At 72.9% G+C, this 14,322-nt stretch carries 11 protein-coding genes; 7 read left to right on the plus strand and 4 right to left on the minus strand.

Annotated features, from left to right (window positions below; genetic code table 11):
* The first annotated feature begins 360 nt into the window (after nt 1-360).
* The 7 genes from AC067U_RS30455 (at nt 361) to AC067U_RS30485 (ending at nt 8,325) form a co-directional block, all read left to right on the plus strand.
* Nucleotides 361-1,935 (plus strand): S8 family peptidase, encoded by a 1,575-nt coding sequence (locus AC067U_RS30455; RefSeq protein WP_478833036.1) that lies wholly within the window; start codon nt 361-363, stop codon nt 1,933-1,935.
* A 71-nt stretch (nt 1,936-2,006) separates the two neighbouring features.
* On the plus strand, nt 2,007-3,077 hold the full coding sequence (locus AC067U_RS30460) for a septum formation family protein (RefSeq protein WP_478833037.1): 1,071 nt from the start codon (nt 2,007-2,009) through the stop codon (nt 3,075-3,077).
* A 156-nt stretch (nt 3,078-3,233) separates the two neighbouring features.
* Entirely contained in the window at nt 3,234-3,986 is a 753-nt protein-coding gene (locus AC067U_RS30465; protein WP_478833038.1) for a GntR family transcriptional regulator, read from the plus strand.
* A 237-nt stretch (nt 3,987-4,223) separates the two neighbouring features.
* On the plus strand, nt 4,224-4,409 hold the full coding sequence (locus tag AC067U_RS30470) for an SPOR domain-containing protein (protein ID WP_393574384.1): 186 nt from the start codon (nt 4,224-4,226) through the stop codon (nt 4,407-4,409).
* A gap of 27 nt (nt 4,410-4,436) precedes the next feature.
* The gene (locus AC067U_RS30475) at nt 4,437-4,844 is read left to right on the plus strand and encodes a (deoxy)nucleoside triphosphate pyrophosphohydrolase (protein ID WP_478833039.1); all 408 of its coding nucleotides are present in this window, start codon (nt 4,437-4,439) and stop codon (nt 4,842-4,844) included.
* A gap of 240 nt (nt 4,845-5,084) precedes the next feature.
* Nucleotides 5,085-5,513, plus strand: a complete 429-nt coding sequence (locus AC067U_RS30480) for an ATP-binding protein (protein WP_478833040.1) — start codon at nt 5,085-5,087, stop codon at nt 5,511-5,513.
* Between the two features lie 199 nt (nt 5,514-5,712).
* Nucleotides 5,713-8,325, plus strand: a complete 2,613-nt coding sequence (locus AC067U_RS30485) for a SpoIIE family protein phosphatase (RefSeq protein ID WP_478833041.1) — start codon at nt 5,713-5,715, stop codon at nt 8,323-8,325.
* 95 nt (nt 8,326-8,420) lie between these two features.
* On the opposite strand, the gene AC067U_RS30490 is transcribed toward AC067U_RS30485, so the two are convergent.
* The 4 genes from AC067U_RS30490 to AC067U_RS30505 form a co-directional block, all read right to left on the minus strand.
* Complete coding sequence (locus tag AC067U_RS30490; protein WP_478833042.1) at nt 8,421-9,134, minus strand: PspA/IM30 family protein; 714 nt, start codon at nt 9,132-9,134, stop codon at nt 8,421-8,423.
* A 45-nt stretch (nt 9,135-9,179) separates the two neighbouring features.
* Nucleotides 9,180-11,405, minus strand: a complete 2,226-nt coding sequence (locus AC067U_RS30495; RefSeq protein WP_478833043.1) for a TPM domain-containing protein — start codon at nt 11,403-11,405, stop codon at nt 9,180-9,182.
* 211 nt (nt 11,406-11,616) lie between these two features.
* Nucleotides 11,617-12,426 (minus strand): succinate dehydrogenase/fumarate reductase iron-sulfur subunit, encoded by an 810-nt coding sequence (locus tag AC067U_RS30500; RefSeq protein ID WP_478833044.1) that lies wholly within the window; start codon nt 12,424-12,426, stop codon nt 11,617-11,619.
* Entirely contained in the window at nt 12,423-14,321 is a 1,899-nt protein-coding gene (locus tag AC067U_RS30505) for a fumarate reductase/succinate dehydrogenase flavoprotein subunit (protein ID WP_478833045.1), read from the minus strand. Before AC067U_RS30505 ends, AC067U_RS30500 begins: the two co-directional genes overlap by 4 nt.
* Between the last annotated feature and the right edge of the window lies 1 nt (nt 14,322).

The following is a 14,322-nucleotide window of genomic DNA, read 5'->3' on the forward strand; positions in this document are numbered from 1 at the left end:
ACCGGGTGTTCCGTCGGTCCGGGGGTGGCGGGATTCCGACCCCGGTCCGTTCGGCCGGTCCGGCGGCCTCGGTGCACCTCATCCCGCGGTGGCCCCTGCTCCGGGCGTGCGGGGCGGCGTACGGTGCGGGCCGGCGGGCTTGGCCGGAACGGGATCTGGGCACGGGGGGCCGGATGTGCAGCGGTCCTTGCCGGTTCGTGGCCGTGGCGTGACGCGCGCATTACACGATTGTCCGCCCCTTGTGGGGCCGCCTGATGCTGGGTCAGTCTTTCGGGAGCGGCGGGCCCAACGGCGCAATCGATTGTCATGGGCATGCCGCACACCCCCCGCAGCGCACCACCTATGAGGAGGACCCCTCACATGTCCGTGATGCGTCACACCCGCCGGAAGCTCGCCGGTATCGGCGCGATCGCCGTCGCCGCGCTCGCCATCGGCACGGCCGCCACGTTCCCGGCCACGGCCGCCGGCGGAACCGCCGCGGAAGGCGCGATCGAGAACGCCGGAGCCTCCGGCACGGTCGCCGGCAGCTACATCGTGATCCTGAAGGACTCCGCCGCCCGCTCCACCCTCGCGAGCGGCAGGTCCGTGGCCGAGCGCCACGGCGCGAAGATCGAGCGCGTGTACAAGGCCGCGCTCAACGGGTACGCGATCTCCGCCTCGGAGGCGCAGGCCAGGAAGATCGCCGCCGACCCGGCCGTCAAGACCGTGGTGCAGAACCGGACGTTCACCGTCAGCGCCACCCAGCCCAACCCGCCGTCCTGGGGCCTGGACCGCATCGACCAGGCGGCACTCCCGCTCAACCAGAGCTACACCTACCCGGACAAGGCCGGCGAGGGCGTCACCGCGTACATCATCGACACCGGTGTCCGGATCAGCCACGGCGACTTCGGCGGCCGTGCCTTCAACGGCTACGACGCCATCGACAACGACAACGTCGCCCAGGACGGCCACGGCCACGGCACGCACGTGGCCGGTACCGTCGGCGGCACCGCGTACGGCGTGGCCAAGAAGGCGAAGATCGTCGGCGTCCGCGTGCTCAACAACCAGGGCTCCGGCACCACCGCCCAGGTGGTCGCGGGCATCGACTGGGTGACCCAGAACGCGGTCAAGCCGGCCGTGGCGAACATGTCCCTCGGCGGGGGCGCCGACACCGCGCTCGACACCGCCGTGAAGAACTCCATAGCCGCCGGCATCACCTACGCGGTCGCGGCCGGCAACGAGAACACCAACGCCAACACCAAGTCCCCGGCCCGGGTCGCCGAGGCGATCACGGTCGGCGCGACCACCAACACGGACGCGCGCGCCAGCTACTCCAACTACGGCGCCATCCTGGACCTCTTCGCGCCGGGCTCGAACATCACCTCGTCGTGGAACACGAACGACACCGCCACCAACACCATCTCCGGTACGTCGATGGCCTCGCCGCACGTCGCGGGCGCGGCGGCGGTGTACCTGTCGCAGAACCCCTCCAGCACCCCGGCCCAGGTGAGCACCGCACTCGTGAACGCGGCCACGCCCAACGTGGTGGGCAGCCCCGGCACCGGCTCGCCGAACCGGCTGCTCCGGGTCGGCGGCGGGAGCACCAACCCGCCCGGGCCGAAGTTCGAGAACACCGGGGACTATGCGATCAACGACAACTCCACGGTGGAGTCCCCGGTCACGGTGAGCGGAGTGGCGGGCAACGCGCCGGCCGCCCTGCAGGTCTCGGTGGACATCAAGCACACCTACATCGGTGACCTGAAGGTCGACCTGATCGCCCCCGACGGCACCGCCTACACGCTGCACAACCGCGGCGGCGGCAGCACGGACAACATCGCGCAGACCTACACGGTCAATGCCTCCAGCGAGGTCGCCAACGGCACCTGGAAGCTGCGGGTGAACGACAACGCGAACATCGACACCGGCAAGATCGACGCCTGGTCGCTGCAGTTCTGAGCCCGGGTCCGAGCACGTGAGGCGGGGGCGACCGTTCCGGCGGCCGCCCCCGCTGCGTACCATGCGCACCCGTGAGCGACCAGACGCCCGGTCCCTGGGCACCGCCCGTCCACCTTTCCCCCCGGTCCGAGCCCGCCGGGCGGACGCCCTGGACGGCGCCCGCCCGAGCGCCGCGAAAACGGCGCACCACGGTGCTGGTGGCCGCGGCGGTCGCGCTCGCGGTGCTGACGGCCGGCACCGCGGCGGTGCTGACGGTCCGGGAGTTCGCCGCCCTCCTCGACGAGTCGGCCGGAGCGTCCCCCGCCGCGCGCGGCGGGGCCGTCGGGACGGCCGCGGGCCTCGGCGAGGTCGAGGCCGGGGACTGCTTCAACGTGCCGGGCGGGGAGGTGGACGGGCCCACCCCCAGGGTGTTCACGGTCGGCTGCGCCGAGCCGCACGACGCCGAGGTCACGGCGGTCCTCGACGAGCCGCGGCGGCCGTACCCGGGCGAGGAGGCGCTCGACGACCGCGCCGGTGACCGCTGCTGGGAGGCCCAGGACCGGTACGCCATGGACGCCTGGGCGCTGCCGGGGTACGCGGAGAGCCACTACTACGCGCCCTCCCGGGACGGCTGGCGCGCCGGGAACCGGACCACGGTGTGCGTCATCGTCACCACGGCGGAGGAGCACCGGGGGAGCCTCCGGCAGCCCGAGGCGGGGTTCACGGCCGAGCAGAGGACCTTCCTCGGCGCGGCGAACCGGGTGGACTTCGTGCTCGCCGACCAGCCGCGGCCGGAGCCGGAGCAGGCCCCCGCGGCCTACCGTGACTGGGCCCGCCGGGTGGACGGCGCACTCGCCGCCGAGGAGCGGGCGCTGGGCGGGCTGAAGGGTTCGGCCGGGGTGCGCCGGGCCGCGGCGGCGCAACTGGCGGCCGTCGGTAAGTCCCGGCGCGCCTGGGACCTGGCCGCGCGGGCGAAGGGGACGCCGGCCTTCGAGGAGCAGAGCGACGCGGGGGTCTTGGCGCTTTCGGTGGAGGCGGAGCAGGATCTACGGCGTGAGCTGGGGCTTTCGGACAGGATTCCGGAGTGGCTGCAGGAATTCGAGGACGGGCGCGGCGGCCCGGGAGGCGGTTCCGGCGGGGGTCCGGCGCGCGAATCGGCGTGAGGCGGGTGCAGGTCCCCCGTGGGAGCGAAGTGCGAACTCGGGGAGGGTTTGAGTGACCTCACTTCATCACATCGGGTGAAACTCTGGCCCTTGCTTGCGGCGCTCAACCATCGGTTGCCAGGCTGTAGCTGTCTGTCAACCTGAGGGGAGTGGCCCGTGACTTTCGGTGAGCAGCCGGCCTATCTGCGCGTCGCCGGGGATCTGCGGCGGAAGATCGTCGATGGGTCCCTGCCTCCGCATACCCGGCTCCCCTCGCAGGCGCGGATCCGGGAGGAGTACGGGGTCTCCGACACCGTCGCGCTGGAGGCCCGCAAGGTCCTGATGGCCGAGGGGCTGGTCGAGGGCCGCTCCGGTTCCGGCACCTACGTGCGCGAGCAGCCGGTGCCGCGCCGGGTGCACCGCTCCGCGTACCGTTCGGCCGGCGCTTCCACGCCCTTCCGCCAGGAGCAGGCGGAGGCCGGGGCGCGCGGCACCTGGGACTCCAGCAGTGAGCAGGCCGAAGCCCCGGAGGGGATCGCCGAGCGGCTGGGCATCGCCCCCGGCGACCGTGTGATGCGCACCCGCTACGTCTTCCGGGAGGCCGGTGAACCGATGATGCTCTCCACCTCCTGGGAGCCGCTGTCCGTGACCGGCCGTACCCCGGTGATGCTCCCCGAGGAGGGTCCGCTCGGGGGCTGCGGCGTGGTCGACCGGATGGCGGCGATCGACGTGGTCGTGGACAACGTGGTCGAGGAGGTGGGGGCCCGGCCCGGCCTCGCGGACGAGCTCCAGGCCCTGGGCGGCGTGCCGGGCCACGTGGTCATGGTCATCGGGCGGACGTACTTCGCCTCCGGCCGGGCCGTGGAGACGGCGGACGTGGTGATCCCGGCGGACCGCTACCGCCTCGCCTACCACCTGCCCGTCAGATAGGCCCCGCCGCCCCGGGGGACCCGCCGGGCCCCGCACCCTCAGCAGCCTTTCGGGGGCGGGCCGTTCGCGCCCCGCGCCCCGGCGCGCACGGCCCACTCGTACGCATGGCCGGATGCGTACGCCTGTGAGGTATCTCTTGGTGAAAACTCATATCCGCTGAGTGAAGGTCGGGCGTAAGCTCAGGCATATGCGCAATGCGGTTTCCTGGGACGGTACGTCGGCGGAGGGTGAAGCGCGATGAACGACAGCGGTGCCCTGCTCCCGTGGCTGGTCATACGGCAGGACGACAACGGCAACCGCTACCGGGTGGGCCGCTACGCCACCCGGGCCGAGGCCCAGAAGGTCATCGACAGCCTCGACGACCGCGGACACAAGCAGCTCTACTGGGTCGAACGACTGGGGCAGACAGCCACCACGAACTGACCGGCCGGAAGAACGTAGGCTCCGCCCATGACGACGGAACGAGTGGTCGTGGGCGGAGCCCTTTTCCATGAAGGGCGCCTGCTGGCTGCCCGGCGCAGTGCGCCGCCGGAGCTGGCCGGCCGCTGGGAGCTGCCCGGCGGGAAGGCCGAGCCCGGCGAGAGCGGACCCGACGCCCTGGTCCGCGAGCTGCGTGAGGAGCTCGGTGTGGAGACCGAGGCCCTGGAGCGGATCCCGGGGCAGTGGCCGCTGAAGCCCGGCCTGGTGCTCCACGTGTGGACCGCGCGGCTGCTGTCCGGTGCGCCGGAGCCGCTGGAGGACCACGACGAAGTGCGCTGGCTCGCCCCGGACGAGCTGGACAGCGTGGACTGGCTCGACCAGGACCGCCCGGCGGTCGCCGAGGCCGGCCGCCGGCTGCGGGATGCCGAACCCGCCTGACCGGCCGAACCCGCCGAACCCGCCGAACCCGCAGAAGCCTCCGAACCCGCCGAATCCGCAGGGCCCTCCGCGCCCGCCGCACACGGGGGCGCATGAGGTGCACGCCGTAGCCCGTACGTGCCACAGTGCGCCGGTGGATGGGGCATCGGACGGTACGACGCCCGGGATATCGGGTATGTCGTCATTAGTCCCTATCTCGTCCCTGAAGAACCGCACTGGGGTCCGCTGTCGGCCCGGGAAGTGATCGGCGTGATCGAGACAGACGGCGAGTGCGCCGAGTGGGCCTTTCCCGCCGAACCGGGTGCCGTCCGTACCGCCCGCCACGCGGTGCTCGGCAAGCTGCTGGCCTGGGGGCTGGACCCGCTCTGCGAAGTGACCGTCCTGCTGGTCAGCGAGCTGGTGACCAACTCCCTCCGGTACGCCTCCGGGCCCATCGGAGTCCGCCTGGTCCGGCGCTATCCGGCCACCGACGACCACGCCGGAGACCCCGCCCTGCTCGTGGAGGTTTCCGATCCGCTTCCGGATCCGCCCCGCGAGCGGGCCGCCACGTCCGACGACGAGGGCGGCCGCGGACTTCATCTCGTGGCGGTCTCGGCACAGCGCTGGGGGACCCGGCGCGGCAAGACGGGGAAGACAGTGTGGTTCGAATTGGCTCTTCCTGGTGAGTAACAAGGGGAAGGACGGCACGGGGGACACCCCGGACGGCACCGCCCGGCACCGGCCGGAGGGCCCCGGGGAAGATCGCGGGCAATGGCTCAAAAGCAACGAGACCTTGCTGTGATCGTGAACGCCGTGCGAGGCGTGCCCGTGGTGCTGAATACTTCGGTCATGGCCGGTCCGGTTGCGGTGAGCTGGAGGGGACGGTCGCGTGAGCGAAATACCTGCGCAGGCACATCAGGCCCGTATGCCCCGGGAGACGTGGCACGATTCGCTGTGGCACAGCAGCCCGCCTGGCTCGATATATGACTTCATCAAGGTCGCGTCCTTCTCGATCGGGCCCGACGGGCTCATCGACCAGTGGAGCCTGCGCGCCGGGGAACTCTTCGGGCTGACGCCGGACCAGGCCGTCGGCCGCGACCCGGTCGACGCCTTCATGCCGGCGGAGCTGCGCGCCGACGGGCACCGCAAGGTGGCCGAGATCCTCGACGGCAAGGAATGGACGGGCCTCATCCCGTTCCGCATGCCCGACGGATCCGGCCGGCACGGCGTGGCCGAGATCTATGTGATGCCCACCGAGACCGAGACCGGCGAGCGGGCCGCGCTCTGCGTCGTGGTCGACGTGCGCGCACTCCGCCGGATCGAATCCGATCTGGCGGCCTCGCAGGCGATATTCGGACAATCTCCCTTCGGCTTCCTCCTCTTCGGTACCGATCTCACCGTGCAGCGAGCCAACCGCCGCTTCGCCACCGTCTTCGGCGGCGTCGCCGAGGACCACCGCGGCCGCACCGTCCACGACTACCTGCCCAAGCGCGAGGCCGACCGGATGACCGCCGCCCTGCGGCGGGTCCTGGAAACCGGCGAGTCCGTCACCGACCTCCAGATCAGCGGCGCCGCCCCCGGCAGCCGCGAGAACCGCCACTGGTCCATCAACCTCTACCGCGTCCACGGCGGGTCCGGCCGCCCGGTCGGCGTCGCCGGCCTCGGCACCGACGTCACCCGCCGCCACCTCGCCGCCCGCGAGGCCGCCGGCGTACGCCGCAACCTCGCCCTGCTCAACGAGGCCGGCCACCGCATCGGCAACTCCCTCGACCTGGAGACCACCGCCCGCGAACTCCTCGACGTCACCGTCCCCGGCTTCTGCGACCTCGCCTCCGTCGACCTCTACGAAGGCCTGCTCCTCGGCGACGACGACCGCCCCGCCCGCCCCCAGGGCCCCGGCGTGCCCAGCCTCCCCGGCCGCGGCTCCGGCCGCGCCCCCTCCGCCCCGCTGCGCCGCGTCGCCTTCGCCAGCGCCGTCTCCGACGCCCCGCTGTCCGGCCCGCCCGTCGCCGTCGGGGAGACCCACCGCTACCCGGCCGCCACCCCCGGCGCCCTCGCCCTGCGCACCGCCCGCACCCGGCTGCTCGAAGGCGGCAGTTCCGAGGACCTCGTCCAGTCCACCCTCGTCGTCCCGCTGGTCGCCCACGACACCGTGGTCGGACTCGCCCAGTTCTCCCGCACCAAGGGCAGCGAACCCTTCGGCGAACGCGACCGGGCCGTCGCCGTCGAACTCACCGCCCGCGCCGCCGTGTGCATCGACAACGCCCGCCTCTACCGGCGCGAACACGAACGCGCCCTCATCCTCCAGCGCAGCCTGCTGCCCCCCGGCGACCCCGAGGCCGCCGGCCTGGACATCGCCTGCCGCTACCTCCCCGGCAACGCGGCCACCGAGGTCGGCGGCGACTGGTTCGACGTCATCGAACTCCCCGGCCACCGCACCGCCCTCGTCGTCGGCGACGTCATGGGCCGCGGCCTGCGCGCCGCCGTCGCCATGGGCGAACTGCGCACCGCCGTACGCACCCTCGCCCTGCTGGACCTGGAACCGGCCGAGGTGCTCTCCGCCCTCGACGAGGTCGCCCGCGGCCTCGGCGCACCCGGCGGCGGCCGGCAGCCCTCCCGGGCCGCCCTGCACTCCCGCGACGCCGACCTGTCCGAGGTCTACCTCGCCACCTGCGTGTACGCCGTCTACGACCCGGTGACCCGGCGCTGCACCATCGCCAACGCCGGTCACATGCCCCCGGTCCTGGTGGAACCCGGCGAACCCGGCTCCGAAGCGCCGCCCGGCCTGCTGCTGGAGATACCGCCGGGCATGCCGCTCGGGGTGGGCGGCGAACCCTTCGAGGAGGTCGAGGTGGAGCTCCCCGAGGGCGCCCTGCTCGCCCTCTACACCGACGGCCTGGTCGAATCCCGCGACCACCCGCTGGAGGAAGGGCTGCGCGGCCTCCGTGACGCCCTCGCCGACCCCGTCCGCCCGCTGGAGGACGTGGCCGACCACGTCCTGGCCACCCTGGAGACCCGGCACGGCGAGGACGACATCGCCCTGCTCATGGCCCGCGTCCAGGGCCTGCCGGGCGACGCGGTCGGCGACTGGCAGCTGCCGAGGGAAGCCCGCTCGGTGGGCCGGGCCCGGGAACTGGCCCGCGCCAAACTCCCCGCCTGGGGCCTGGAAGGACTGCTCGACACCACCGAACTGCTGGTCAGCGAACTGGTGACGAACGCCCTCCGGTACGGCGAGGGCGAGATACGGCTCCGCCTGCTGCTGGACCGCACCCTGGTCTGCGAGGTCTGGGACGGGAACCTGGTCCAGCCCCGGCGCCGCCGCGCCCGCGACACCGACGAGGGCGGCCGCGGTCTCCAGCTCGTCGGCCTCCTCTCGGCCGGCTGGGGCACGCGCCGCACCCACCGCGGCAAGACGGTGTGGTTCGAACTCCCCCTGCCGGGCGCCGGCACCGAAGCGACGACGGAACTCTCGGCGGAGCAATTGCTGAACATGTACGGCTGACTTGGCGCCGCCGGCGCGGGGGCGGCGCGGGGGGCGGGGAGGGGAGAGAGGCCCGCAGGGCAGCGACAGCGGCGCCGGCAGCCGGCAAGGCCCCGCTACGCCGCGCGCTTCAGCGCGGCCAGGCGGGCCTCGATCTCCGACTGCCGGCCGAGGTCGTCCAGGGCCTCGAACTGCGCGTCCAGCGAGGACGCCGCCAGCTCCTGCTTGCCCAGCGCCCGCGCCTCCTCCCGGCGCACCTTGTCCTCGAACCGGCTGATCTCGCTCGTCGGGTCCAGCACGTCGATGCTCTTCACCGCGTCCATCATCGTGTTCTGCGCGGCCGCCGTCCTGGCCCGGGCCACCAGCTCGTCCCGCTTGGCCCGCAGCTCGGACAGCTTGTCCTTCATCGCGTCCAGCCCCGCCTTCAGCTTGTCGACCACCTCCGTCTGCGCCGCGATCACCGGCTCGGCCGTCGACGCCTCCTGCTCGGACCTGAGCTGCCGTCCCAGCGCCACCTTCGCCAGGCCGTCGAACCGGTCCGCGTCCGCCGTCGCGCCGGAAGTCCGCAGTTCGTCCGCCTTCCGGCTCGCCGCGAGCGCCTTGCCGCCCCACTCCTCCGCCGCCTCCACGTCCTCCTGGTGGTCCTGCTCCAGCAGCCGCAGATTGCCGATGGTGGTGGCGACCGCCTGCTCCGCCTCCGCGATGTTGTCCGTGTAGTCGCGGATCAGCTGGTCCAGCATCTTCTGCGGGTCCTCCGCCTGGTCCAGCAGCGCGTTGATGTTGGCCTTCGCGAGCTGGGCGACCCGGCCGAGAATGCTCTGCTTGCTCATGCGTCCTGCTCCTCGTGGTTCAAGTGGTGAAGGGCGTGCGTGGTTTCAGAAGCGGCCGCCACCGCCCATCCGGCCCCGGGTCCCGCCGCCCCCGAAGGAGCCGGGGCCGGGACCGAAGCCGCCCCCGGAACCCCCGCCGAAGCCCCCGCCGAAGCCCCCGCCGCGGTTCCCCGGGTAGCCGCCCCCGCCCCGACCGCCGCGCAGGAGCTCGCCCAGGATGATCCCGCCGAGCACCGCCCCGTTCATGCCGCCCATGCCCCCGCTCCCGGGCCCGCGCCCCGCGTAGGGGCTCTCGTACCCGCGTACGTCCTGCTCGGCCAGCCGCTGAGCCTCCCGGGCCAGCGCGTCCGCCCGCTGCGCCTCCGCCAGCGCGCTCGGCGCGTCCGAGCCGGCCAGTTCGGAGGACAGCCGCAGGTGCCGCTGGGCCTCTGCCAGCCGGGTCCGGGCGGTGGCCCCGACGGCGCCCCTGCTGGTGGTGACGTAGTCCGTGGCCGCGCCGATCGCACTGCGCGCGGACAGCAGCGCCTGGTCCAGCAGGGCCAGGGCCCGCCGGTTCGCGGTCTCCCGCTCCCGCGCCCCGGCCAGCGCCTCGTCCAGCGCCGCGTCCGCCTCCTCCACCCGGCGCAGCGCGTCGATCGGGTCGTACCGCCCTCCGCCGTCTCCCTCCCCGCCGTCCCGCTCCCCGCGTACGTCGGCCAGCACGGCCTCCGCCCGGCCGATCCGGCCCCGCAGGTCCGCGGTCGACACCCCCTCCGGCGTCCCGCCGATCAGCCCCCGGGCATCGGCCAGGTCGGCTTCGGTCTCGGTCAGTGCACCGTCCAGCTTCCCGGCCGCCTCGGCCAGTTCCTGCGCGCGCCGCTCCACCGCGTCCACCAGCGTCACCGCCTGGTCCACGGCACCCTCGGCGGCCCGTACGTGCACCGCGGCCCGCGCGTTGTCGCCCGCCGCGACCGCGGCCCGCGCCTCGTCCAGGTTCGTGGTGACGAACAACAGGCGTTCCCTGGCCTGCGCGGGGTTGGAGGCGACGGGCGCGGCGGCGGAATCGGCGTACCGCCGGGACAGCGCGGTGAGGGTGGCCTCGGCGGTGACGGTGCGTCCGGAAAGGGCCCGGTAGTGCTCCTCCACCACGGCGAGCGCCTGCGGGGCGTTCCTCTCCAGGTCGCGCAGCCGGTCGAAGGCCGCGGCCTCGGCGTCCAGGCGGCGGTTCGCCTCGGTGCACCGGGCCGTGATCTCGTCGAGCATCCGGCGCCGGGTGGCATCCTCCTCGGGGTAGGCGTCGTCCAGCTGCTGGCGCAGCCGGAACGCGTGCGTCAGCTCGTCCTTGGCGTGCGCCACGGCCGCCTCGAAGGGCTTGGCCGCCTCCTCGCCGAACTGGGCCGAGGCGAAGCCGAGTTCCTCGGTGCTGGTGCGGACCGCGTCGTCGGTCTCCACGAGCAGCGCCTTCGCCCGGGCGTCGAGCTCGGGCAGCGGCAGTCCGGCGGCGGCCCGCTCGCCCCATCCCGCGGGCTGCGTTCCTTCCGTCCCGCCGCGCCCTTTCCTCCTCTTGCTGCGGGAGTACGCGTACACGGCGAGGGCGCCGGCCGCGCCGACCGCGACCACCGGCAGCACGTAGTCCCCGGCACCGCTCTCGCCGCCCTCCTCGCCGTCCGCGGCGGAACCGCCGGGGTCGGCCGGGCCGGGGGTGAGGGTGGGGACGGGGACCGGGCGGCCGCCGAGCACCGCGTCGTAGCCGTTGGCGGCACCGATGGCGGCACCGGCCCAGTCGTTCTGCCGCAGGGCCGGCTCGATCGCGGTCCGCGCGACCTCGGCCAGCTGGTCCTCGGTGAAACCGGAGTCGACGTCCGCCGAGTAGGCGTACTGGCGCGCCCCGGTCCCGACGGCGAGCAGGACGTCGTTCTGGCCGAGGCCGTTGCGCTCGGCGGTGGCATCGGCCCAGCTCTGGGCGGAGCGGCCGGAGAAGTCACGGACGTAGACGACGAAGAGCTGGATGCGCCGGTCGGCGTACAGCTCGTCGAGGGCGGCGGCGACCTCGTCCCTCCGGTCACCGAGGGCTCCGACCCGGTCGGTGATCTGCCCCTGCCGGTCGAGGGCGACGGGGTCGTCAGCGGGCACGGAGAACGCCGGCAGGGAGAACACCGGCACGGAGGGCGCCTGCGGTGCGAGGCCGGCGGCAGCGGATGCCGGGGCACCGGCCCAGGCCCCGAGCAGCACGGCGGCTCCCGTGAACGCGGCCCGCGCGGCGATCCCGGTGATCGATCTCCTCGGCGGCATCACATGTGGGAGCGTATGGGCGGTTTCGCCCGATCGCGACCGGAAAAGGAGGTCACGTTCCGTGACCCGGCCGAGGATCCGTCTTGGACGGGCAACACCGTCGACCACTGCACCAACGGCAACGTGCTCCACCACGGGGGGTAGGGGCCGGACGGCAAGCCCCGGCCCGCCCCTCTCGCGAGCTGGAGAGGCGCGGGCCGGGGCGGGCGGGTCAGCTGGTCTTGCGTCGCGAGATCTTCGAGCCCAGCCAGACCAGGGGGTCGTACTTGCGGTCCACCGCGCGCTCCTTCAGCGGGATCAGGGCGTTGTCGGTGATCTTGATGCCCTCCGGGCAGACCTCCGTGCAGCACTTGGTGATGTTGCAGTAGCCCAGGCCGTGCTCCTCCTGGGCGGTCCGCTTGCGGTCCAGACCCTCGTCCTCGGCGGCGTCCAGGGGGTGCATGTCGAGCTCGGCCACGCGCATCAGGAAGCGGGGGCCGGCGAAGGCCGGCTTGTTCTCCTCGTGGTCGCGGACCACGTGGCAGGTGTCCTGGCACAGGAAGCACTCGATGCACTTCCGGAACTCCTGCGAGCGGTCCACGTCCACCTGCTGCATCCGGTACTCGCCCGGGGCCAGGCCCTGGGGCGGAACGAACGCCGGGACTTCCCTGGCCTTCTGGTAGTTGAAGGAGACGTCCGTGACCAGGTCGCGGATGACCGGGAAGGCGCGCAGCGGGGTGACCGTGATCGTCTCCTCGCGCGAGAAGGTCGACATGCGGGTCATGCACATCAGGCGCGGGCGGCCGTTGACCTCCGCACTGCACGAACCGCACTTGCCCGCCTTGCAGTTCCAGCGGACCGCCAGGTCCGCCGCCTGCGTGGCCTGGAGGCGGTGGACGATGTCCAGGACGACCTCGCCCTCGTGGACCTCTACGCGGAAGTCCCGCAGTTCGCCGCCCTCCGCGTCGCCCCGCCAGATGCGGAACCGGGCCTCGTAGCCCCGTCCGGTTCCGGTTCCGGCTCCGGTGTCAGTCGCAGTCACTCGTAGAGCTCCTCTTCGGCGAGGTACTTGACCAGCTCCTCCTTTTCGAAGAGGGCGAGCAGGTCGGGGCGGATGGGTTCGGTCCGCTGGCGGACCAGCCGGATGCGGTCGGCCGCCGGGTCGGCGGGGACGGGGGAGACCGGGTGGCAGACCAGGTTCACCGGGCGCCAGTCGCGGTCCATGGCGGGGCAGTCCTCGCGGGTGTGGCCGCCGCGGCTCTCGGTGCGTTCCAGCGCGGCGCGCGCCACGCACTCGCTGACCAGCAGCATGTTCCGCAGGTCCAGGGCCAGGTGCCAGCCCGGGTTGAACTGGCGGTGGCCCTCGACCCCGGCCTTGGCGGCCCGGACCCGCAGGGCGCGCAGCCTGCCCAGGGCCTGCTGCATCTCGGCCTCCCGCCGGATGATCCCGACGAGGTCGTTCATGGTCTGCTGCAGTTCCTGGTGCAGCGTGTACGGGTTCTCCGCGCCCTCGTCGGCGTGGAAGGGCGCCAGCGCCTCGGCCGCGGCCTCGTCCACCTGTGCCTGGTCGACGACGGGGCGGTCGTGCGCGGCGGCGTAGTCCGCGGCGTGCCGTCCGGCCCGGCGTCCGAACACGAGCAGGTCGGACAGGGAGTTGCCGCCCAGGCGGTTCGAGCCGTGCATGCCGCCCGCGACCTCGCCGGCCGCGAACAGGCCGGGCACGCCCACGGTCGCCGCCGTGTCGGAGTCGACGGCGATCCCGCCCATCACGTAGTGGCAGGTGGGGCCGACCTCCATCGGTTCGGCCGTGATGTCCACGTCCGCCAGTTCCTTGAACTGGTGGTACATCGAGGGCAGCCGGCGCTTGATCCGCTCCGCGGGCATGCGGGTGGAGACGTCCAGGAAGACGCCGCCGTGCGGGGTGCCCCGGCCCGCCTTGACCTCGGAGTTGATGGCGCGGGCCACCTCGTCGCGGGGGAGCAGCTCCGGTGGCCGCCGGTTGTTGTCCGGGTCCTCGTACCAGCGGTCGCCCTCGGCCTCCGTCTCCGCGTACTTCTCCTTGAAGACGTCCGGGACGTAGTCGAACATGAACCGCTTGCCCTCGCTGTTGCGCAGGACCCCGCCGTCACCGCGGACCGACTCGGTGACGAGGATGCCCTTCACCGAAGGCGGCCAGACCATGCCCGTCGGGTGGAACTGGATGAACTCCATGTTGAGCAGGGGCGCGCCGGCGAGCAGGGCCAGGGCGTGGCCGTCGCCGGTGTACTCCCAGGAGTTGGAGGTGGTCTTGAAGGACTTGCCGATGCCGCCGGTGGCCAGGACCACCGCGGGGGCCTCCAGGACGAAGAATCGGCCGGATTCGCGTTCGTAGCAGAACGTTCCGGACACCCGGTCGCCGTCCTTCAGCACCTGGGTGACCGTGCACTCCTGGAAGACCTTCAGACGGGACTCGTAGTCCCCGGTCTCCTTGAAGTCCTGCTGCTGCAGCTGGACGATCTTCTGCTGCAGGGTGCGGATCAGTTCGAGGCCGGTGCGGTCGCCCACGTGCGCGAGCCGCGGGTACTCGTGTCCGCCGAAGTTGCGCTGGGAGATCCGCCCGTCGGGCGTACGGTCGAACAGCGCGCCCCAGGTCTCCAGTTCCCAGACCCGGTCCGGTGCTTCCTTCGCGTGCAGCTCGGCCATCCGCCACTGGTTGAGGAACTTCCCGCCGCGCATGGTGTCGCGGAAGTGCACCTGCCAGTTGTCGCCCTCGTTGACGTTGCCCATGGAGGCGGCGATGCCGCCCTCGGCCATCACCGTGTGGGCCTTGCCGAACAGGGACTTGCAGATCACGGCCGTACGGGCGCCCTGCTCACGGGCCTCGATCGCGGCGCGCAGGCCGGCGCCTCCCGCGCCGACCACGACCACGTCCCACTGCTGCCGGTCGACTTGAGCCATG

The organism is Streptomyces sp. NPDC043853 (assembly GCF_056436025.1).

Bases quoted from the DNA above. Each gene is read 5' to 3' on its own strand.
- AC067U_RS30455 (WP_478833036.1), top strand. From the start codon at position 361: ATGTCCGTGATGCGTCACACCCGCCGGAAGCTCGCCGGTATCGGCGCG.
- AC067U_RS30470 (WP_393574384.1), top strand. From the start codon at position 4,224: ATGAACGACAGCGGTGCCCTGCTCCCGTGGCTGGTCATACGGCAGGAC.
- AC067U_RS30475 (WP_478833039.1), top strand. From the start codon at position 4,437: ATGACGACGGAACGAGTGGTCGTGGGCGGAGCCCTTTTCCATGAAGGG.
- AC067U_RS30490 (WP_478833042.1), bottom strand. From the start codon at position 9,134: ATGAGCAAGCAGAGCATTCTCGGCCGGGTCGCCCAGCTCGCGAAGGCC.
- AC067U_RS30495 (WP_478833043.1), bottom strand. From the start codon at position 11,405: ATGCCGCCGAGGAGATCGATCACCGGGATCGCCGCGCGGGCCGCGTTC.
- AC067U_RS30505 (WP_478833045.1), bottom strand. From the start codon at position 14,321: ATGGCTCAAGTCGACCGGCAGCAGTGGGACGTGGTCGTGGTCGGCGCG.